The following is a 19,158-nucleotide window of genomic DNA, read 5'->3' as shown; positions in this document are numbered from 1 at the left end:
ATTTTTATGATCGGGCCGGCTTGACGCCTCCTATAACCATTTGATTTTTCAAATAAATCTAAAAGTCGCCTACATTGGTGTGGCAATCAATTCTGCGCGCTTTTATTAAGGATCCGGAATGTCTTCATCTACAGTTGATCATGCAGCCGCATCTCCCCATAGCGGAATTGGTTTTCTGGAGTTCATTGCACTGCTTGCAGCTTTAATGGCGCTGAATGCCCTTTCCATTGATATCATGCTACCTGCCCTGCCCTTGATCGGGGAGGACCTTGCTGTTTATGACCCCAACAACAGGCAGCTTCTCATTACAGCCTACTTGACCGGCCTTGCAGTTGCCTCCCTTGTCTTCGGGCCGCTTTCAGACTGGCTCGGGCGCAAGAAGGTTCTACTCTTCGGACTTGCCCTGTTTACGGTGGGAACGGTTTTTTCCGCCACTGCAGAGACTTTCGAGACCATGCTGATTGCACGGGTGATACAGGGTGTGGGCGCGGCCTCGCCGCGGGTGATGAGCATTTCCATGGTGCGGGACTGGTATTCAGGCCGACAAATGGGCCGCGTCATGTCTCTTGCCATGACAGTGTTCATGATTGCCCCTATTGTGGCACCAAGCATCGGGCAAAGCGTTCTGCTGGTGGGGCCGTGGCGTTGGGTCTTTTTCCTGCTCACCGTCGTTGGTACCGTAATTTTGCTTTGGTCCGCCCTGCGCCTGCCGGAGAGCCTGCCCCCAGAGAACCGTCGGAAGATCGGCTTCAGGTCGGTGCTGAGTGCCTATAAATCCACACTCACTATTCGTCTCACTTTCGGGTACATGCTCGCCGCCTCTCTGGTCATGGGCTGTCTGTTCGGCTTTATCAACTCATCCCAGCAGATTTTTATGGATGTCTTCAAGCTGGAAGAGAGCTTCCCGCTCATCTTCGGGTTTATCGCACTGTCTCTGGCAGCCTCATCCTTCATCAACGCCCAATTGGTGGAACGCTGGGGCCTGCGCAAACTCTCCCATGCGGCGGTCCTGTGCTTCACACTCGTCAATATCATCAATGCAATCATTGGATATACAGAGCATGCAAGCCTTTGGAACTTCGTCCTCCTCCAGTTTGTCGCCATGTTCTTCTTTGGCTTTATCGGCGCAAACTTCAATACCATGGCTATGGAGCCGTTAGGCAAGATTGCGGGAACCGGCTCAGCAATGCTTGGATTCTTCACCACCATGGTCGGGGCACTTCTTGGAGCAGGCATTGGCCACTTCTTTGATCACTCCACCCTGCCCTACACCCTCAGCTGTGCAATTCTGGGCCTTGCTGCAACCCTTGTGGTGTTCATCACAGAAAAAGGGCGGCTGTTTAACCCGCACTATGAGAGCAACCTTTAGAACGTATCGCTGAAAACTGGATACCGGATTTCGATTAAAGATACGCACCTAAACAATAGGCCAAGTCAGTGAGCCGCAGATAGTATTCAAATAAAAAGCTCCGGGTGAGTTTAAAACGCACCCGGAGCATCAAATTGCTCATCAAAATATGTCGACCGGGATCTTTTAGGCCAGCTCAGCCTCTACAATGCTCTTTGCAAAACTATCGTAGGCGCCTTCAAAGTTCTTGGCCACGGCATCGGGGAACAGGTGGAACTCACCGTTTGCCAGTGACGTGACGATGCCTTGGGCAACTTCACTTGTGGAGCCCATTTCACCCAGCTCAAGATCCTTGGTCAAATCGGTTTCAATCGGGCCCGGATGAACGCTGAGAACCTGAACATTATCGCCAACCAGCATATCTCGGAACGCCTGTGTCAACGAATACGACGCGGCTTTTGAAACAGAGTAAGTCGCAATTCCTGCAAATGACTTGATCGATGCAACGGAGTTCAGCTGAACAAGCGCCGTATCCTCATTTTCTTTCAAAGCGGGCAGGAAGGCACGAACCAAACGCAGCAAACCAAATACGTTTACATCCAGCTCGCGGCGGAACTCGTTTTCAGCCTCACCGCTTACAATATCGTTGGCAGCAACAATACCCGCATTGGCAACAAGGATCTGAACATCCTTCGCGGCTTCCGCTGCAGCCTTCACGGTTTCATCATCTGATACATCAACGCGGATAGGAGAAACCCTATCACCATAAGCCTCAACCAAATCGGCAACGTTATTTACATCCCGAACGGCCAGATAGACCTTTTTTGCGCCCTCAGTGAGAAAAGCTTCGACAATAGACTTGCCGATACCACGGTTTGCACCTGTCACCAGTGCGACTTTGTCTTTGACTAAAACACCCATGCTCAATCTCCTAGATTGGTATATGTTGGCTCGATTATTATGTACCGATCGGTAAAGTTGATTTTTATGTACCAATCGGTATATTGAGAGTCAAGATTTTTTTAGGAAACAATCCATGGCCAGCGGGCGTAAACCCAAATTTGACAGGAACGACGTTCTGGACGCCGCGATGCGCGTGTTCTGGAAAAAAGGCTTTGCAGGAACGTCCATGAGCGATCTCACCGACGCGACAGGCCTGAATAAACCCAGCCTTTACGGGGCATTTGGAAACAAGGAAGCGCTCTTTCTCGCGGGGTTAGAGCGGTACATGGAGCACTATATACAGCCACGCTTCGCGTTACTGAGCGAGGAAGGAACCCCGTTACGCACGCGCCTGAAAAATTATCTGATCGCGGTTATGAGGCTTCAATCTGAAACACAAGCCCCCTATGGCTGTTACATGTCCCAGTGCATTTCGGATGCAGCAAGCGACATCTTGAGCGAACCAAGCACCAAAACAATTCTGGAGACAAACAGTGCAAACGTGGAAACCATAACAGCCCTGCTGTGCAATGACAGCGAAGCAAAATCGTTAAAGCTGGACAAAAACGCAGAAGATCTTGCCCTGTTTCTCATTACCATAATGCACGGAACAGCCGCCTTGGCCCGCTCCGGCGTCACTACCGAAAAACTGGAACGGGTGGCAGACAGAGCAATAACCGCGCTGGGTTTGCCTGAAGAAGAACCAGCAGTTACCTGATTTTTCGAACGGCTCAATTATAAATAGTTGTACATTGAAAGATAGAACCTGTTTTGCAGTAAGGGGATGGCAGTAACAGGATCTGGGCAACCTTTTAGAGGGCTTGGGCATCATGGAAACTATTGCAAGGAAAACGCAGATTTTGCGTCCAGTTGGTATACTTGTCTCAGCCAATAGTGAGGCTGCTTTATCACCTATTGGTCAAGCGCCATCAGGTCCCCTACTGAATATACTGGAAACCTATTCCAAGCTTCTCAAGAAGGAACTTGGGCAACACTACTATGGCCTAGTTGTCCGCGGTTCCGCATCCCGAGGGACCTTTGTTAGGGGATTCTCAGATCTCGACCTAGTTATTTTATCCACTTCACGGAAGAACGAAGAGCTGCTCACTACACTTGATGAGCTCATAGACACGACCTTCTTGGATCTGGAATGGATTGCCCCAAATTCACTCCAGACGTCCCCCAAATATAAGTGGTTGCGATTTTCAATCGCTTTTTCTAGCTATGGGATTGATGCGGATGGAGTTTTGGAAGCCTTACCGGCCCCTACCCTTGGGGGCCATGCTATTGCACATTTTAATGCGGTGGAAAAATGGGCAAGCAGATGGCCTGTATATTTTGCAGAAGCAGAAACCGAAGCTGAGCGGCAGCGCGTTTGCAGCTGGATAATGAAGCGAATTGTTCGCGCGCTATTTGAGGCCAAGATGCTGGAACACAACGCCTACTCCAGAGACATCTACCCTTGTGCACTTCAAGCTTGTAAAGACTTCCCTCATCTCACTTCTACAATCTGGGAAGCGGCTGAACTGGCGGTTGCACCGGTTGGAAATTTCGAAGTCATTTCCAACCTCACCGATACTCTCATACCTTTCCTGATCAGCTTACAAGACAATCAGCAATAAAGCCTCTCGCTTTTAGCCAGCGAGAGGCGGTAGGTAACTCAAGAAGCCTTCTTCAGGCGGACGTCGCCCTTGGGCTGTACTTCTGCTGTGTAGTCGTCAATCAAGGTTTTGGTCATCTCGCCAACTTCAAAGTTGTAGGATGCAATTTGAGAGACCGGTGTCACTTCCGCAGCTGTTCCTGTCAGGAAACACTGTTCAAAGCTTGCCAGCTCGTCGGGCATGATGACCCGCTCGACAACTTCGATACCGCGCTTCTTCGCCAGATCAATAACGGTGCGGCGGGTGATACCGTCCAAAAAGCAGTCAGGCTTTGGCGTGTGAATGGCACCGTCTTTCACAAAAAACACGTTGGCCCCTGTCGCCTCCGCCACCTGTCCGCGCCAGTCCAGCATCAAGGCATCTGTGTAGCCTTTGGCCTCGGCCTCATGTTTGGAGAGTGTGCAGATCATATAAAGACCGGCAGCTTTGGCCGCAAACGGAGCGGTTTCAGGCGCAGGGCGGCGGTACTTGGCAATATCCAGACGCAGGCCCTTCAAGCGCTCTTCCCTCGTGAAGTAGCTCGGCCACGCCCAAGCGGCAATGGCAACATGAATGGATGTTTGCTGCGCAGAAATTGCCATCATCTCACTGCCGCGCCATGCGAAGGGGCGCAGGTAAGCATCGCTCAGGTTCATGCGCTCCAGCAGCTCATAACAGGTGTCGTTGATGACTTCATCGCTGTAAGGAAGATCAAAGCCGAGGATTTTACCGGATTCACGCAGGCGGCGTGTGTGCTCGTCCAGCTTGTAAATTTCTCCACCATAGGCGCGCTGACCTTCAAAAACACAGCTGGCATAGTGCAGGCCGTGGTTCAGCACGTGCACCTTTGCATCCGCCCAATCCACGAATTTACCATTATACCAAATAGTGCCTTCTAGCTGATCAAACGGAACACCCGCCATTGCTCTAACTCCTTGTGCAGGGCCTTCACCTCTCATGGGAAGGTAGCCTTGCCTATTCTTTTAATTGGCCATTTCAACGATTGCGCCACATTGCCTTTGCAAAAAAGCGAAAGTGTGATCAACAAGAATCACAGGCAAGAACGCAACTTTGAAACTATATTACAAACTGACATGAAAATTTATTTGAATAAAACCCCGTCAGCATTGCATTTGTAACTATGATGAATTTATAAGTCAACAGTGCTGACGTATTTTCCGTTAGATTGTGTTTATGGGTAAGCGAGGGTAGGTTGCACCACGATTTTGTTATGGGCGAGCTGATGGAAAAGCCTAGATTTGATATTATAGAACTTCTCTTTTTTGCCTATCGGGACTTTACCGGAGACCCTGACGAGCAGTTGAACAAGATCGGTTTTGGCCGCGCCCATCACCGTGTTTTATATTTCGTGCACCGGAATCCCGGCATTTCCGTGTCTGAACTGCTGGATATTTTAAAAATTACCAAGCAGAGCCTTGCCCGTGTTCTCAAGCAGTTGGTTGATGAAGACTATATCCGGCAAGAGCCGGGACCGCAGGACCGCCGCCAACGCCTTCTATACACAACTAATAGAGGCGAAAATATCTGTCAGCAACTTGCGCGACTGCAAACAAAAAGAATAAATGAAGCCGTCTCCCGTTTGCCTGAGGGCAGCGATGAAACAATCAAACAATTCTTCTACCTGATGATTGACGAGGACCAGCGAGACCATGTCACCGATCTTATTGGTAGAACTGACAGGCAAGAGGATTAGAACGTGACGCCCCGCCCCCCTGTTCCACAGGACAACGCCTCCCATATTCTTGTCATAGATGATGACAGCCGCATTCGCGATTTGCTCAAACGTTTTCTTGCCGACCACGGTTTCCGTGTCACCGTTGCCAAGGATGCTCTGGAAGCACGTGCCCGTATGGGCGGCCTTGAGTTTGACCTGCTTATTCTGGATGTGATGATGCCGGGGGAAAGCGGACTGGAGCTTGCCCGCGATTTGCGAAAGAAAAGCCAGATCCCCATCCTCATGCTCACCGCCCGCGCCGAGATTGATGACAGGATCAAAGGGCTGGAAGTGGGCGTGGATGATTATCTGGCCAAACCTTTTGAACCGCGCGAACTCTTGCTGCGCCTGTCCGCCATATTACGCCGCGGGGGGCCAAAACCTGCGCCGCGCCCCGAAAAAATTCGCTTTGGCCCGTTCACCTATAACCCTGAGCGGGGGGAGCTGCGCAAAGACGATGACTTCGTACGCCTGACTGACCGCGAGAAGCACATTCTCAACCTGTTTGCCGAAAGCTCCGACCAGACGGTTGCCCGCCTTGACCTGATTGGCGAAGATGGCAAGTTGGGAGAGCGCACCGTGGATGTCCAGATCAACCGCTTGCGCCGAAAACTGGAAGCGGACCCGGGCAACCCGCACTATCTGCAAACAGTGCGCGGTGTTGGCTACCGGCTGATAACAGATTAAGCGCAAAAGCGCATAAACAATTAAAAACAGGTGACAGGGCTACATGCGGCTTTTTAATAACTGGAAGCTCCCAAACTGGCTGGAGCCGCTTTTCATTCCCTATGAGGCTCTGTCAAGCTGGCTCTACCGGCGTTTGCCAAAAGGGCTCTACTTTCGGGCGATGCTGATCATCCTCACGCCCATTGTGCTGCTGCAATCTGTTCTCACCTTTGTTTTTATGGACCGTCACTATGATCTGGTAACCCGGCGACTGTCTGAATCGGTGGTCCGGCAAATGGCTGCTGTTGTGGAGATGGTGGATACCTACCCCAACACCGATAATTACGCCAACTTGAAACGGATCGCGGCCTCCACCATGCGCCTGTCGGTGAATGTGCTGCCAGCCGAACCCCTGCCCCCCTTGCGCCCGAGGCCGCTGTTTGACCTTCCCGACAAATATATGAGTCAGGAAATTGCCAAGGAAATCGGTCGCCCGTTCTGGATTGATACCTTTGGCGACAACCGGTTTATAGAGGTCAGAATCCAGCTTCCCGACAAAACCCTGCGCATCATCACCCGCAGAAATTTGACCTACGCGTCCAACTCCCACATCTTCATTGTGTGGATGGTGGTGACCTCGTTTGTTCTCATTAGCATTTCACTCCTGTTCCTGCGCAACCAGATCCGGCCCATTGAGCAGCTGGCAAAAGCTGCGGAAGATTTTGGGCGCGGAAGGGATGTCGCCTATTTCAAACCCAAAGGCGCGCGGGAGGTGAGACGGGCCGCCCATACCTTCCTTGATATGCGCCGACGCATCGAGCGGCAGGTGGAGCAGCGCACCACCATGCTGGCCGGAGTGAGCCATGACCTGCGAACCATTTTAACCCGCTTCCGCCTGCAGCTCGCCGTGATGGGAGACACGCCGGAGCTGGGAGCTCTGCGTCGGGACGTAGACGAAATGAGCATCATGCTGGAGGATTACCTCAGCTTCAGCAAAGGCTACGGAGACGAGCAGGCCCATGAAGTGGATGTGGCGCTACTTATTGAGGATCTGGAAGTGGAAGCGGAAGTGGTGGGCGCGGACATCTCCTCGGAGTTTGACGGTGACCCCAATGTGATTGTGAAGGAACGTGCCTTCCGCCGGTTCCTGCTCAACATCATTTCCAATGCGGCTCGCTATGGCAAAACCATTCGCATTAAAGCCAACCGCACCCCGGACTGGCTGATTATCACATTTGATGACGATGGGCCCGGCATTCCCGAGGACGAGCGCGAGGCCGTTTTCCGCCCGTTTTACCGGCTGGATTCAGCCCGTAATCAAGACAGCGGCGGCTCTGGCCTTGGCCTTGCCATCGCCCGCGATATCATCCGTAGCCACGGCGGCGAAATCTTCCTGCGCCAGTCGCCCATGGGCGGGCTAAGGGTTCGGGCTCGTATACCCATTTAGAGTGCGAGATGTGAATGCAAATGAATGCGGCGGGCTTTAACGGTCGTAGCTCCCAAGGGGTCTGTTAAGACCCTCCTCCTATAATCCTTTGGCATGAGCATGAAAGACGCGGTGCCAAAGGACAGTCCCATGACCTCTCGGGTAGCAGGACAGCGATCAGTAATCATCCTGCTTTTCGTGATTACCATTATCAACTATCTGGATCGCTCTTCGATTTCCTATGCCATGCCCCTTATCAAAAACCTATTTGGTCTTTCAACAGGGCAGACGGGGCTTATTCTGGGGGCTTTTGGCATTGGCTATATTCTCACCTCTCTCATAGGCGGTTTTTTTGTAGACCTGTTCGGAGCTAAACGCTCGTTTCTGGTCATCGTCCTTCTCTGGTCGTTGGCAATCGGCTGGACAGGGGCATCCATTGGCTTTGCCATGATGTTTGCCTCAAGAATTTTGCTGGGCCTCGCGGAGGGGCCAAGCTTTCCTGCAATCACAAACGCCATTGGACACCAGACAGGATCGCTTACCAGTGCCTCCCGCTTAAGCGGCGCCCTTGTCGCTGTGCCGCTTTCCCTTGCACTGGGTGGACCGCTGGTTTCGCTCATTCTAGTATATTTTGACTGGCGGCTGATCTTCTTTCTTCTGGCGCTGACAACCCTTCTCTGGCTCCCTCTGTGGCTTTTTGTGCTCCAACGCACCAAGGCCGACCTGCCCCCCATGGAGGCCGCTCATCTGTTTTCCGGCAAGATGGTCAAAACGGTACTGACCAACAAAACCCTTGTTGCCAACTACTGCGCTTATTTCCTGTTCGGATACCTTCTGTTTTTCTATATGACGTGGCTACCCACCTATCTGCAAAGCACCTACCACATCAAAATCGAAAGTGTGGGGCTGTTGACAGTGCTGCCATGGCTGGTGGCAGCTGGTGCCATGGTGCTGGTGGGGCTCTGGTCGGATGCAATCATAAAAAAGACCCAAAGCTTCCGGCAGGCGCGGACCTACTTGATTGTTGGTAGTCAGTTTATTTCTGCGGTTTCTATACTGCCCATTCTCTACTTTGAGAGCCTCGCAGTTGCCCTCACCTGCATCACAATCTCTGTTGCTGCAATTATCTCTGCCAATTCCGTTTACTACGCAGTTGTCACGGACATTGCCCCCCAGTACCCCGGAACCGCTATGGGCATGATGACCCTTGTGTTTGCTGTGGCAGGCTTCATCGCCCCGTCTATTACGGGGGAGATCGTACAAAAAACCGGAAGCTTCTCTTCAGCCTTCCTGCTCATGTCTGGGCTCACAGCTCTTTCCATTATAATCATGCTGGCGCTGCATCATCCCGATAGGGACAGGCCGGAAGGAGCGGCTTCATCTGACAGCCGGACAAACCAGTAATTACAAGGGAGCAAAAGCGCTCCTGCCAGACTTACCAGATGATAAGGTTCGGATCGAAGATCGCGAATATGATCTTAAGAGGATCAGAAAAACCGATATAGATCAGGATATTGAAGTCTGTATTCCTTTAGAGCGTATCGCTATGCGATACGCCGATGCCAGACATATTCAAATCGGAAATCTCTATTGCTGCAACCGAAATAGTCTGATTATGAGTCCTGTGCCTAGATGTTTAGTCCCACGATGAGATGGTGTGGTTGTTTCATAAATCTGTCCGGCTCTTTTGTCCATTGCTTGGTGATGTACTCAAAGGGCGTTTGTCCTTTGAGAGCCTTGAGGCGCTTGGCAAAGTTATAAGCCTGTATGAACGTTTCCAGATGAGTGCGTAGTTCGCTGTGTGTCTGATAATAATAGCGCCGGACAGTGGCCTCTTTGAGGGTGCGGTTCATGCGTTCGACTTGGCCATTCGTCCAGGGGTGAGCTGGTTTTGTGAGCCGGTGATCGATATGGTTTTGGGCGCAAGCCAGAACAAAGCCATGGCAGCGAAATGGCTGGCCAGTAGCGAGCATATGCGTAATGTCCTTAGCGTTCCAGCTGTCGCCTTTGGGATCGGTGAAATGGGTGCCGTTGTCTGTTAGAACGGTGTGGATTTTATAGGGAACCACCTTGATGAGGCTACGTAGAAAGTCGCCAGCAATCCTTCTGGTCGCTTTTTCATGCAGCTGCATAAAGGTAAATTTAGATGTGCGATCAATGGCCACAAACAGATACAGTTTGCCTTCTGCAGTTCGGACTTCCGCGATATCTATGTGAAAATAGCCGATCGGATAAGCTTTGAAACGTTTCTTCACCTTGTCCTTATCTGGAGCTGGAAGACGCGAGATTCCGTGACGCTGGAACAAGCGGTGAAGGGAGGACCGGCTCAGATGCGGGATTTCATCCTGCAGAGCATAAAGGCAGTCATCAAGCGGTAACAAAGAGTGCTTGCGAAAAGCGACACACGCAGCCTCTTCAGCCAGAGTGAGGACTGTAGAGCGCGGATTTTCCCGTCCCATGGGTTGATCTTCTACGCTGGTCCGTTTCTTCCATTTCATCACCGTTTTAGGGTTGATGTTATAACGGATGCTTAATTCCTTGATTGTCGCATCCGATTTTTGGATGGCCGATCGAACCGCGTGAGTAGTCGTGGCGCTGCCGTGCAATACCTGTCCCATAGCCCCTCCTTACAAGATGGCGTCAATAATAAACTGATTCCATCTCCTTGCGGGACTATACACCTAGAGCACATCGCGTTCATTCGCATTCACGCTGTGCACTCTAACTTATTTATTTTGAGCGAATTCTTGTCGTTTGATTGAACCCAATCAAACGGAACGCGCTCTAGTATAACCGCCCACCCAACGGGGCGTCTTTGTCGGGGGTGAGAAGGATGACTTCACCGTTGCCGTCAGGCACGCCAAGTGTGAGAACCTCGGACATAAACTTGCCTATCTGGCGGGGCTTGAAGTTGATCACCGCCATGATCCGTTTGCCCACCAGATCCTCAAGCGAGTAGTGCGCGGTGATCTGGGCGGAGGACTTTTTGATGCCGATTTCAGAGCCGAAATCTATTTTCAGTTTATAGGCGGGTTTGCGGGCCTCGGGGTAGTCGGTGGCCTCTACAATCTGGCCAACACGAATATCAACTTTCATAAAATCATCAAAACTTGCAATGTCAGCAAGACCTTCAACAGTCATGGAACCACCTTGAGAACATGAGAGCGTACGAATCTATTTATGGGCGAAACATTAGCAACTGCACGCGCTTGTGACCATTGAATTTTCACGGCCAAAGCTTGTGTTATCCAGGTCACTGTGAAGAGAGTTTTCTGGATCCCCGCTCAAAGGCCGGGGTGTCCCCCTACAAACAATGAGTGCGACATCACACTTGATCGGGGTTCTGTTTCAGCCCAGTTAGAAAACGGTTTTCCAATTGTGCAGGGCCTAGAGCACATCACGTTCATTCGCATTCACGCTGTGCACTCTAACTTATTTATTTTGAGCGCGTTCCGTTTGATTGAACCCAATCAAACGGAACGCGCTTGTCTTATGCTTTTTAGTGTCTTCTGCGAATATAGGCCAATGGCCACCGTATTGAGTCGGGAGGGCAGTGGCGGTGGTCGGATCGGGACGCGCTAGGTCACAAGGGACCGTTTTAGAGTATGATCGGCCACCGTCTTCGCAACAGGCCTGAACGGATACGCAGCAGCCCAAAGCTCTGCACGACAAGCATAGGATACTTGCGAAGATGTCTGAGGTTACCATTGGTGTCGATATTTCGAAAGACCATCTTGATGTGTACTGCCTGCCGGATGAGCAGAGCAAGCAGTTTACCAATACAGCTGCAGGGTACAGACAGTTAAAAAGCTGGCTGAAAGGCCTGCCTGTCGCTCGAATTATTTTTGAACCCACAGGTTCTTATCACGGCGCTTTTGAGTTGGCATTGTCGGGTTCCTATCCTCTGAGCAAAGTTAACCCATGGCAAGCACGCCGGTTTGCACAGGCCAAAGGCAAGAGGGCGAAGACGGACCGGATTGATGCGCGCCTGCTGGCCCAAATGGGGCAGGATTTCCAGTTGGAACCAGACAAGCCAGTCGATGCAAGCCTATGTCATCTCAAAGAGATACGCGTTGCACGTCAAGCTCTTGTAAAAGAAGCCACGCAACTGGAGAACCGGTTGAAAACACAACGGGTGAACCTGGTTCGCAAACAGACACAGCAACGCCTGAAACTCGTGCGAAAGCAATTGGAGGCCCTTAACGCCGAAACTCAAAAGCAAATTGAGCAGAGCCCTCAAAGGGCGCGGGCAGCAAAGATTTTACACTCTATTCCCGGGCTGGGACAGGTCGCCGTCGCGGCGCTGGTGATTGAAATGCCAGAGCTTGGACAATTATCCCGTAAACAGGCCGCTGCTCTGGCGGGGCTGGCCCCCATGACCCGCCAGTCAGGACGCTGGCGGGGCGCTGCTTTTATTCAAGCAGGGCGCAAGCCGGTACGCGATGCACTCTACATGCCTGCCGTTGTTGCCAGCCGTTATAATCCAGACCTGAAAGCCAAATACAACCAGATGCGAGCGGCTGGTAAGCCTCCCAAAATCGCCATAATAGCTCTCATGCGTAAGCTAATCGAACTGGCAAACGCTCTCATAAAAGCGGACCGGCAATGGCAACCAAAAACGGCTTGACCAAGACGGATACTCTAGTCCGCAGGAACAGGGGTCTCGTCTTTAGGCTCGTGGTGGTGATGGCGTGTGTGGGGGCGGTGCGGTCTTTTGAAACCTTTTTTTAGGGGACGTAGGGCAAATTCCAGCTTATCGACTTTTTTCATCCAGAATTCGCCACGACTCAGCATCTCTTCCATGGCTTTCAAGGTCTTGGGTCTGCCCTCTTCTTCATCTTCCAGCCAAACACGTAAAACACGGCCAAACCCCAGAGCAAGGGCGCGCGACATAGCCCTGCGGCGAAGGCCGGTTGTTTCAATATTGGCAGCTGTCAACATCCAGCTCATGGCTGTGGTTGAGATACGGTTCAAAGGCACAACAAGGCTGGGCGCCGCGTTGAGGGAAGTATTTAAATTTCTCATGGCACCACGATGATTTTCCAAAAAATCAATACGCAACATGAGCACATCGAAAAGCCGGTCCTTGGGCGGTTCACTTAAGGTATCCTCATCCCGCTCGCTCAATACCTTTTGATCAATGCCACTGCTAAACTCTTTCAAAATTGCCAAACGCCCATCAAAACTGGCACGCAATACATCAAGACCCACACCCGCTTTTTCCGAGAGATCGGCAAAGCTGACTTCCTGCAGTGTTTTTTCCTCTAGCAGGGACATAAAGGAAGTTACAATTTTCTGGCGGGTCTTTTCTGTTGGCATCTCTGTCTCCTCAAGGTTTCCCCTTGGGGAGACAGGCTATCATTAAATCTTTAGTTGTCTAGTAACAAATACCCGAGGTATAGGCCATTTGTCAGGCCAGCTCCTTGGCGCGTTGCGCCGCCGCAGCAACAGCTTGTTCCATCAATGTCTGAAGGCGTTTTTCATCCATGAGCACATGCAGCGCCGCAGCTGTCGTGCCACCTGGGGATGTTACGTTTTCACGCAGACGTGAAGCACTTTCAGGAGACTGATGCAACAGCTCCCCTGCCCCGCTAACCGTATGTCGGGCCAGCTTTTCTGCCACTTCTGCCGAAAGCCCCAGTGCTTTTCCGGCCTCGGCCAGACACTCAGTCATATGAAACAGGTAGGCTGGACCGGAGCCGCTGACTGCTGTCACAAAATCAATTTGCTCTTCACTGTCCACCCAGACAAATTCACCAACGGCCTGTAAAAGCTCGTTAACCATATCCTGCTGTTTTTGCGAAATAGCGCCCGATGCATAGCCGCCAGTAATGCCACGGCCCACCTGAGCAGGCGTATTGGGCATACAGCGCACAACCACCGTTTCTTGTCCCAGATGCCGATGGAACGTTTCAACGCTGGTGCCTGCGGCCATGGAAAGAACCACGGTGCTCTGCGCCACCAGAGTAACGATGGCTGGCAGGACCTTCTCCATGAGCTGAGGTTTCACGGCAACAATCAAAGCCTGAGCAACAGGCACCCCTTGCGTTGTTGCTTCCCAGCGAATGCCCTTTTCATCCAAAAACGCCAGCATTTCGCTGGAGGGGCCGGGGTCAACCACAACAACTGCGTCAGGGTGAACACCATTTGCAATCCATCCGGCGAGCAATGCGCCGCCCATTTTGCCTGCGCCAACGAGGACGAGAGGACTTTCCTTGGTAAAACTCATGCTTCTCCTGCAGTCTCGAACAACGCTGTCTCGATAGCGTCCGAGGCCGTTTTACCAGCCCAAACAACAAACTGGAATGCCTGATAATATCTTTCGCAGGACTCTAGAGCATTGGTCAAAAGCACTTCAAGCTGCTGGGGGGTGGCTTCAGCTCCGCCCGCTAGAAGCAATGTCTGGCGGAAGATAACAACACCTTCTTGCGACCATAGATCAAAATGGCCAATCCACATTTGCTCATTTGCAAGGGCAAGAAGTTTTGTGACTTCGACTCGGCGTATTTCGGGAACCTTGAGGTCAAATGCGCTGGCCAGATGCAGCGCTTCCAAATCTTCCATCCAGGAGAAGGAAATATGATAGTCTGCCCAATTACCCTTGACTGAGATGGAGATCTCGTCTTCACCCACCCGTTCAAAAGTCCAGTCATTTACGGTGGCAAGCTGCTCAATCGCATCTACTGGGTTACTGGAACGTTCTACTTCGATTTCTACGAGGCTCATAGACAGGTCCCCCCAATTGGAGTTGCAGGTAACGACACAGCTTTCTTTTTTAGGATACGAAAAAGAGTAGATAGCCGAATATTGAAAAACAACTGTAATCAGATAGCTACGGTTTCCGGCACAAAACACTGATTTCGAATCTTTTCTTGCTTCCACTATACAGACAGTTTTATGAAAAACGATATACAGGGGGGAACAAGGTGCTCACGAACTTGTGGACGACAGGCTGCCGCCCACAGAATATTCACATGTAATTTTAACCAAAATTAGGAGGATTACTCGGTTTTTTCGCTGGTCTCTTTTTCAGCGTCTTCGCCTTCCAAAGCGGCAATCCGCTCTTCTAGAGCCTCCACACGATCCAAAGCGCGAATTGCCATATCTCTTACGGCATCAAATTCTTCTCGCGAAACTATATCCATGTCGGAAAGAAAGCGTTCGGCCTGCGCCTTGAATGCCGTTTGAACTTCGCGCTGTGCGCCCTGCGCCACGCCTGCGGCATCGGTCATCAGCTTCGCAAGTTCATCGAATAAACGGTTTGGTGTCTGGCTCATAGTGCTCTCCGCTAATAGACTTTCTAAAAATACCTATTGTCCCTTTGAGCGAACTTCAAGCCGGACAAGTGGCCAACACCTGTTTTATTGGTATTGCACACCGGAATTGTCCGCTGGTGCTTGGGACACTGGATGATTTGCTATAAAAACAGTTGGAAGTTAACACAGTTTCATTCTTTTGACCCGAATCCGAGATTTTTGATGATGTCCTTGTTCGCGCTGCCCTTTCCCAGCATTGACCCTGTTTTACTGGAGCTGGGGCCCTTGCAAATTCGCTGGTATGCGCTGGCCTATATCGCAGGCATTTTGCTTGCATGGTATTATATGAAACGCCTGACCCGCCTTGCCCCGTTTGCAAAAGGCGCGCCGGTCCCCTCGGCAAAAGACATTGACGACTTCGTTACGTGGGCGGCCCTTGGCATCGTTTTGGGCGGGCGTCTGGGCTACGTCCTTTTCTATAACCTGCCCTACTACTTGCAAAACCCTTCGGAAATTCTTGCCGTGTGGCACGGGGGCATGTCGTTCCATGGCGGCCTTCTGGGGCTGTCGCTTGCGATCATCTTATATGCGCGCTCCCGCAAGCTCTCCACACTGGGCTTTTTTGATCTGATTGCCTGTGTCGCCCCCATCGGTCTGTTCTTTGGCAGGCTTGCCAATTTTATTAATAGCGAGTTGTGGGGACGGGTTACTGATGTGCCGTGGGCCTTTGTGTTTCCAACCGGCGGTCCCTTGCCGCGCCATCCGAGCCAGCTTTATGAGGCGGCACTGGAAGGCATTTTGCTGTTCTTCGTGATGAGAGTTCTGGTCTACAAATACAAATTCCTGCAAAAACCGGGGGCGGCTGCCGGTGCTTTTGCTATTGGATATGGCCTCTCTCGCATCTTCGTGGAGTTTTTCCGCGTGCCGGACGCGCAAATCGGCTATTTTGCGGGGTTCATAACCATGGGCATGGTGCTGAGCCTTCCAATGGTACTGGCGGGCGCGGGCCTCGTTTTCTGGGCATTTAATAAAGCTAATAAAGAAGGTGCTACCAAATGAGCGCATCGTCGCTTCTGGATATCATAAGGCTGAGAATCGAAAATCTGGGGCCTTTGTCTATTGCGGACTATATGTCCATGTGCCTTTCCGACCCCAAACATGGGTATTACGCCACCGGAAACCCTTTTGGCAAAGACGGTGACTTTATCACGGCCCCAGAAGTTTCCCAGCTTTTCGGTGAAATCATCGGGGCGTGGCTGGTGCACCAGTGGGTGCAGGATGGCAAGCCTGCAAATGCCCGACTGGTGGAACTTGGACCGGGCCGCGGCACCTTGATGAAAGATATCATGCGTGTTGCCAAGGCTCTTCCCGAGTTTGAACAGGCTGTGACCCTTCACATGGTGGAGACCAGCCCCAAGCTGCAAAACGAGCAGCAAAAAACACTGCATGGCACCCGCGCCCACTGGCACGAAAGCTTTGCGGATGTGCCGGAAGGACCGGTCTACCTTATTGCAAACGAGTTGTTTGATGCCCTCCCCGTGCATCAGTTTGTAAAGACTCCCAACGGCTGGCATGAGCGCTGTGTGGGACTTGATGAGACCGGAGAACTGAGCTTTGGCTTAGGGGTGTCGGCACTGGATACGGCAGCCCTGCCCAAACAGGCGCAGAGCGCAGTTGAGGGAAGTGTGCTGGAAGTCTCTCCCCTTGCCAGCGCCTTGATGGAGCAAATTGCCCAGCGCATAACGAAAAACGGCGGCGCAGCTTTGGTTATAGACTACGGTTACACCAAGGCCTCAGTGGGTGAAACTTTCCAAGCCATCCGGAACCATGAATTCACCTCCCCGCTGGCCACACCGGGACAAGCGGATTTAACCGCTCATGTGAATTTCCCCGCCCTCATTGCGGCGACCCGAAAAGGGGGCGCAGTGGCGTATGGCCCTATCTCCCAAGCGGACTTTCTGTTGCAGCTGGGGCTACTGGAGCGTGCCGGACAACTGGGTGCAGGAAAATCTCAGGCCGAGCAGGATGAAATCCGAAAGGCTGTTGAGCGTCTGGCCGCCGACAACCAAATGGGCACGCTGTTTAAGGTACTTGCAATAGGTCAGTCCTCCTCCTCTCCTCTGCCATTTCCGGCCTAATCCCAAAAGGAGCCCCCATGATTACAGCGCCAGCTCTGGAAGAACTCAGCGGAATAAAGCACGGCTTTTTCACCCGGAAAAATGGCCTTTCCACCGGCCTTTACAAAAGCCTGAACGTGGGGCTCGGCTCTGATGACGAGCGTGAAACGGTTCTTAAAAACAGAGCACTTGTGGCGCAAAGGATGGGAGTTAGCTCTGAAAATCTGGTTACAGCCTATCAGGTACACTCCAGCCGGGTATTGAGCGTGAAGGCTCCGCTGTCAGATGAACAGGACCGCAAGGCTGATGCCCTTGTAACCAACACACCAGAGCTTGCCATTGGTGTGTTGACCGCCGACTGCGGGCCTGTTTTGTTTGCTGATCCCAAAAATCGAGTCATTGGGGCTACTCACGCGGGTTGGAAAGGAGCCTTCTCGGGCATTTTACAGAACACTGTAGAGGCAATGGAGGCGCTGGGAGCTGAGCGGGGGGCGATTATTGCTGTCATTGGTCCCCTAATTTCCCAAAGGAATTACGAGGTTGGTCCAGAATTTCACGGTACATTTATAGAGGCCGACGAGAGTCACCACTCATTTTTTTCCCCATCCTCCAAGGGGGGGCACTTCCTGTTCAACCTGCCAGAATTCATAGGTATGCAACTAAAACAAACGAAAATCGCAAGTATCATTGACATAAACTGTTGCACCTATGCTCAAGAACAGCAATTCTTTTCCTACCGACGAGCAACGCATCGAAGTGAACCTGATTATGGACGGCAAATCTCCGCTATTTCTTTGAGCGCGTAACAAAAGGACGAGAGACGCAATGGCCCTGCACTTTACCACTGAGGAGTTTGCCAGACGCCGCCAAGCTCTCGAGGCGGCAATGAAAGCCAGAAAGCTGGATTGCCTGATCCTGTTTGCGCAGGAAAGCCATTACTGGCTCACCGGCTTTGACAGCTTTGGCTATTGCTTCTTTCAGTGCATGGTCATCCGGCCGGATGAAGAGCCTACGCTTCTGGTTCGCTCAACGGACCTGAGGCAGGCCCAGCACACCTCTACCTTGAAAGACATTCGCCTCTGGATTGACAGGGGCGGAAAATCGCCCGTGAGCCAGCTCAAGGACCTGCTCTATGAGTTTAACATGCTTGGGTCCCGCATCGGTATCGAATACAACACCCACGGACTAACAGCCGCCAACGGACGCGAAGTGGATGAACTGCTAAAATCCTTTGCAGATCTGGAAGATGCATCTGATGTGGTTGCGGAACTACGCCTGATCAAATCTCCGGAAGAACTGGTGTATGTGCGTGAAGCCGCGAAACTGGCTGATAAGGCCTTTGAGGCCGGGTTGGAAAAAGCCGTTCCGGGAGCGAATGAAGGGGCGATTCTCTCCGCCATGCAGTCCGCCGTTTTTGATGGTGGCGGCGATTATCCTGCAAATGATTTCATTATCGGCTCCGGCCGGGACGCTCTTTTATGCCGCTATAAAAGCGGGCGCAGAAACCTTTCTCACAATGACCAGCTGACGCTAGAATTTGCCGGTGTCTACCGCCATTACCACGCGGCGCTCATGCGTACCGTCATTATTGGCAGGCCCAGACCACGACACATTGAGCTGCACCGGATCGCCTTGGCTGCCTTGAACGCGGTTGAAGAGGTCATGCAGGTGGGCAACACCTTCGGTGACCTCTTTTCTGCCCATGCAAATATTATGGACAGCCACGACCTATTGCCCCACCGCTTAAATGCCTGCGGTTATTCGCTGGGCGCCCGCTTTTCCCCAAGCTGGATGGACGCACCTTACATGGCCTACAAGGACAATCCCCACAAAATTGAGGAGAATATGGTCCTGTTTATGCATATGATTATTATGGATTCAGACAGTGAAACCGCAATGACACTGGGCCAGAGCTATATTACGGGGGCAAACGGCCCGGAGAGTTTATCCAAGCTTTCCCTCGACCTTCCAATAAAGTCAGGCTAAAGCTATTTTAGATTGACAAAATATTGTATGCACTTGCCGAAT

Annotated in this window: 20 protein-coding genes; 12 read left to right on the top strand and 8 right to left on the bottom strand. The window is 51.8% G+C overall.

The genetic code is table 11. The features are described from left to right. The first annotated feature begins 118 nt into the window (after positions 1-118). Positions 119-1,369, top strand: a complete 1,251-nt coding sequence (locus tag P6574_RS03415) for a multidrug effflux MFS transporter (protein WP_310618989.1) — start codon at positions 119-121, stop codon at positions 1,367-1,369. A 165-nt stretch (positions 1,370-1,534) separates the two neighbouring features. Here the strand turns inward: P6574_RS03415 and P6574_RS03410 are convergent, their stop codons facing one another. After that, on the bottom strand, positions 1,535-2,269 hold the full coding sequence (locus P6574_RS03410) for an SDR family oxidoreductase (protein WP_310618988.1): 735 nt from the start codon (positions 2,267-2,269) through the stop codon (positions 1,535-1,537). A 115-nt stretch (positions 2,270-2,384) separates the two neighbouring features. Between P6574_RS03410 and P6574_RS03405 the strand changes: the two genes are divergently transcribed. Both P6574_RS03405 and P6574_RS03400 read left to right on the top strand, forming a co-directional pair. After that, complete coding sequence (locus tag P6574_RS03405; protein ID WP_310618987.1) at positions 2,385-3,008, top strand: TetR/AcrR family transcriptional regulator; 624 nt, start codon at positions 2,385-2,387, stop codon at positions 3,006-3,008. Positions 3,009-3,120: 112 nt separating this feature from the next. Continuing rightward, positions 3,121-3,912, top strand: a complete 792-nt coding sequence (locus P6574_RS03400) for a nucleotidyltransferase domain-containing protein (protein WP_310618986.1) — start codon at positions 3,121-3,123, stop codon at positions 3,910-3,912. A 38-nt stretch (positions 3,913-3,950) separates the two neighbouring features. Here the strand turns inward: P6574_RS03400 and P6574_RS03395 are convergent, their stop codons facing one another. Continuing rightward, positions 3,951-4,853: a branched-chain amino acid aminotransferase gene (locus tag P6574_RS03395; protein ID WP_310618985.1), complete on the bottom strand. Its 903-nt coding sequence runs from the start codon at positions 4,851-4,853 to the stop codon at positions 3,951-3,953. 320 nt (positions 4,854-5,173) lie between these two features. On the opposite strand from P6574_RS03395, the gene P6574_RS03390 reads away from it, so the two are divergent. The 4 genes from P6574_RS03390 to P6574_RS03375 all read left to right on the top strand — a co-directional run bounded on the left by P6574_RS03390 (position 5,174) and on the right by P6574_RS03375 (position 9,161). Next, entirely contained in the window at positions 5,174-5,644 is a 471-nt protein-coding gene (locus P6574_RS03390; RefSeq protein WP_310618984.1) for a MarR family winged helix-turn-helix transcriptional regulator, read from the top strand. A 3-nt stretch (positions 5,645-5,647) separates the two neighbouring features. After that, positions 5,648-6,352, top strand: a complete 705-nt coding sequence (locus P6574_RS03385; RefSeq protein ID WP_310618983.1) for a response regulator transcription factor — start codon at positions 5,648-5,650, stop codon at positions 6,350-6,352. A 43-nt stretch (positions 6,353-6,395) separates the two neighbouring features. Continuing rightward, complete coding sequence (locus P6574_RS03380; RefSeq protein ID WP_310618982.1) at positions 6,396-7,778, top strand: ATP-binding protein; 1,383 nt, start codon at positions 6,396-6,398, stop codon at positions 7,776-7,778. A 129-nt stretch (positions 7,779-7,907) separates the two neighbouring features. After that, positions 7,908-9,161 carry an MFS transporter gene (locus P6574_RS03375; protein ID WP_310618981.1) on the top strand — a complete coding sequence of 418 codons (1,254 nt, stop codon included), beginning with the start codon at positions 7,908-7,910 and terminating at the stop codon, positions 9,159-9,161. Between the two features lie 224 nt (positions 9,162-9,385). Here P6574_RS03375 and P6574_RS03370 read toward each other — a convergent pair whose 3' ends face one another. Then, complete coding sequence (locus P6574_RS03370) at positions 9,386-10,375, bottom strand: IS481 family transposase (RefSeq protein ID WP_310618980.1); 990 nt, start codon at positions 10,373-10,375, stop codon at positions 9,386-9,388. A 166-nt stretch (positions 10,376-10,541) separates the two neighbouring features. After that, on the bottom strand, positions 10,542-10,898 hold the full coding sequence (locus P6574_RS03365) for a tRNA-binding protein (protein WP_310618979.1): 357 nt from the start codon (positions 10,896-10,898) through the stop codon (positions 10,542-10,544). Between the two features lie 550 nt (positions 10,899-11,448). Here P6574_RS03365 and P6574_RS03360 point away from each other — a divergent pair. Further along, positions 11,449-12,384 (top strand): IS110 family RNA-guided transposase, encoded by a 936-nt coding sequence (locus P6574_RS03360; protein ID WP_310618894.1) that lies wholly within the window; start codon positions 11,449-11,451, stop codon positions 12,382-12,384. Between the two features lie 14 nt (positions 12,385-12,398). On the opposite strand, the gene P6574_RS03355 is transcribed toward P6574_RS03360, so the two are convergent. From P6574_RS03355 to P6574_RS03340, 4 genes are all read right to left on the bottom strand, one after another. Then, positions 12,399-13,076 carry a TetR/AcrR family transcriptional regulator gene (locus P6574_RS03355; protein ID WP_310618978.1) on the bottom strand — a complete coding sequence of 226 codons (678 nt, stop codon included), beginning with the start codon at positions 13,074-13,076 and terminating at the stop codon, positions 12,399-12,401. A 91-nt stretch (positions 13,077-13,167) separates the two neighbouring features. Then, positions 13,168-13,986: a pyrroline-5-carboxylate reductase gene (gene proC / locus P6574_RS03350; RefSeq protein ID WP_310618977.1), complete on the bottom strand. Its 819-nt coding sequence runs from the start codon at positions 13,984-13,986 to the stop codon at positions 13,168-13,170. After that, entirely contained in the window at positions 13,983-14,483 is a 501-nt protein-coding gene (locus P6574_RS03345; protein WP_310618976.1) for a type III secretion system chaperone family protein, read from the bottom strand. Before P6574_RS03345 ends, proC begins: the two co-directional genes overlap by 4 nt. Before the next feature lie 275 nt (positions 14,484-14,758). Continuing rightward, positions 14,759-15,034 carry an accessory factor UbiK family protein gene (locus tag P6574_RS03340; protein ID WP_310618975.1) on the bottom strand — a complete coding sequence of 92 codons (276 nt, stop codon included), beginning with the start codon at positions 15,032-15,034 and terminating at the stop codon, positions 14,759-14,761. A gap of 204 nt (positions 15,035-15,238) precedes the next feature. On the opposite strand from P6574_RS03340, the gene lgt reads away from it, so the two are divergent. From lgt to P6574_RS03320, 4 genes are read left to right on the top strand one after another with little or no spacing between them, the layout of a single operon-like run. Beyond that, positions 15,239-16,072, top strand: coding sequence for a prolipoprotein diacylglyceryl transferase (gene lgt / locus P6574_RS03335; protein WP_310622094.1), 834 nt, complete (start codon positions 15,239-15,241; stop codon positions 16,070-16,072). Further along, positions 16,069-17,151 carry a class I SAM-dependent methyltransferase gene (locus P6574_RS03330; protein WP_310618974.1) on the top strand — a complete coding sequence of 361 codons (1,083 nt, stop codon included), beginning with the start codon at positions 16,069-16,071 and terminating at the stop codon, positions 17,149-17,151. Before lgt ends, P6574_RS03330 begins: the two co-directional genes overlap by 4 nt. Before the next feature lie 17 nt (positions 17,152-17,168). Then, the gene (gene pgeF, locus P6574_RS03325) at positions 17,169-17,936 is read left to right on the top strand and encodes a peptidoglycan editing factor PgeF (protein ID WP_310618973.1); all 768 of its coding nucleotides are present in this window, start codon (positions 17,169-17,171) and stop codon (positions 17,934-17,936) included. Between the two features lie 19 nt (positions 17,937-17,955). Next, positions 17,956-19,116, top strand: coding sequence for a M24 family metallopeptidase (locus P6574_RS03320; protein WP_310618972.1), 1,161 nt, complete (start codon positions 17,956-17,958; stop codon positions 19,114-19,116). Positions 19,117-19,158: the final 42 nt, after the last annotated feature.

This window comes from Pseudovibrio sp. M1P-2-3, assembly GCF_031501865.1.
Classification (GTDB): Bacteria; Pseudomonadota; Alphaproteobacteria; order Rhizobiales; family Stappiaceae; genus Pseudovibrio; species Pseudovibrio corallicola.
This window is presented reverse-complemented; position numbering and strand designations above follow the sequence as displayed.

What these genes read in the sequence shown, in the direction of transcription:
- P6574_RS03415 (WP_310618989.1), top strand. Translation starts at nt 119, where the DNA reads ATGTCTTCATCTACAGTTGATCATGCAGCCGCATCTCCCCATAGCGGA.
- P6574_RS03410 (WP_310618988.1), bottom strand. Translation starts at nt 2,269, where the DNA reads ATGGGTGTTTTAGTCAAAGACAAAGTCGCACTGGTGACAGGTGCAAAC.
- P6574_RS03405 (WP_310618987.1), top strand. Translation starts at nt 2,385, where the DNA reads ATGGCCAGCGGGCGTAAACCCAAATTTGACAGGAACGACGTTCTGGAC.
- P6574_RS03400 (WP_310618986.1), top strand. Translation starts at nt 3,121, where the DNA reads ATGGAAACTATTGCAAGGAAAACGCAGATTTTGCGTCCAGTTGGTATA.
- P6574_RS03395 (WP_310618985.1), bottom strand. Translation starts at nt 4,853, where the DNA reads ATGGCGGGTGTTCCGTTTGATCAGCTAGAAGGCACTATTTGGTATAAT.
- P6574_RS03390 (WP_310618984.1), top strand. Translation starts at nt 5,174, where the DNA reads ATGGAAAAGCCTAGATTTGATATTATAGAACTTCTCTTTTTTGCCTAT.
- P6574_RS03380 (WP_310618982.1), top strand. Translation starts at nt 6,396, where the DNA reads ATGCGGCTTTTTAATAACTGGAAGCTCCCAAACTGGCTGGAGCCGCTT.
- P6574_RS03375 (WP_310618981.1), top strand. Translation starts at nt 7,908, where the DNA reads ATGACCTCTCGGGTAGCAGGACAGCGATCAGTAATCATCCTGCTTTTC.
- P6574_RS03370 (WP_310618980.1), bottom strand. Translation starts at nt 10,375, where the DNA reads ATGGGACAGGTATTGCACGGCAGCGCCACGACTACTCACGCGGTTCGA.
- P6574_RS03365 (WP_310618979.1), bottom strand. Translation starts at nt 10,898, where the DNA reads ATGACTGTTGAAGGTCTTGCTGACATTGCAAGTTTTGATGATTTTATG.
- P6574_RS03360 (WP_310618894.1), top strand. Translation starts at nt 11,449, where the DNA reads ATGTCTGAGGTTACCATTGGTGTCGATATTTCGAAAGACCATCTTGAT.
- P6574_RS03355 (WP_310618978.1), bottom strand. Translation starts at nt 13,076, where the DNA reads ATGCCAACAGAAAAGACCCGCCAGAAAATTGTAACTTCCTTTATGTCC.
- proC (WP_310618977.1), bottom strand. Translation starts at nt 13,986, where the DNA reads ATGAGTTTTACCAAGGAAAGTCCTCTCGTCCTCGTTGGCGCAGGCAAA.
- P6574_RS03345 (WP_310618976.1), bottom strand. Translation starts at nt 14,483, where the DNA reads ATGAGCCTCGTAGAAATCGAAGTAGAACGTTCCAGTAACCCAGTAGAT.
- P6574_RS03340 (WP_310618975.1), bottom strand. Translation starts at nt 15,034, where the DNA reads ATGAGCCAGACACCAAACCGTTTATTCGATGAACTTGCGAAGCTGATG.
- lgt (WP_310622094.1), top strand. Translation starts at nt 15,239, where the DNA reads ATGTCCTTGTTCGCGCTGCCCTTTCCCAGCATTGACCCTGTTTTACTG.
- P6574_RS03330 (WP_310618974.1), top strand. Translation starts at nt 16,069, where the DNA reads ATGAGCGCATCGTCGCTTCTGGATATCATAAGGCTGAGAATCGAAAAT.
- pgeF (WP_310618973.1), top strand. Translation starts at nt 17,169, where the DNA reads ATGATTACAGCGCCAGCTCTGGAAGAACTCAGCGGAATAAAGCACGGC.
- P6574_RS03320 (WP_310618972.1), top strand. Translation starts at nt 17,956, where the DNA reads ATGGCCCTGCACTTTACCACTGAGGAGTTTGCCAGACGCCGCCAAGCT.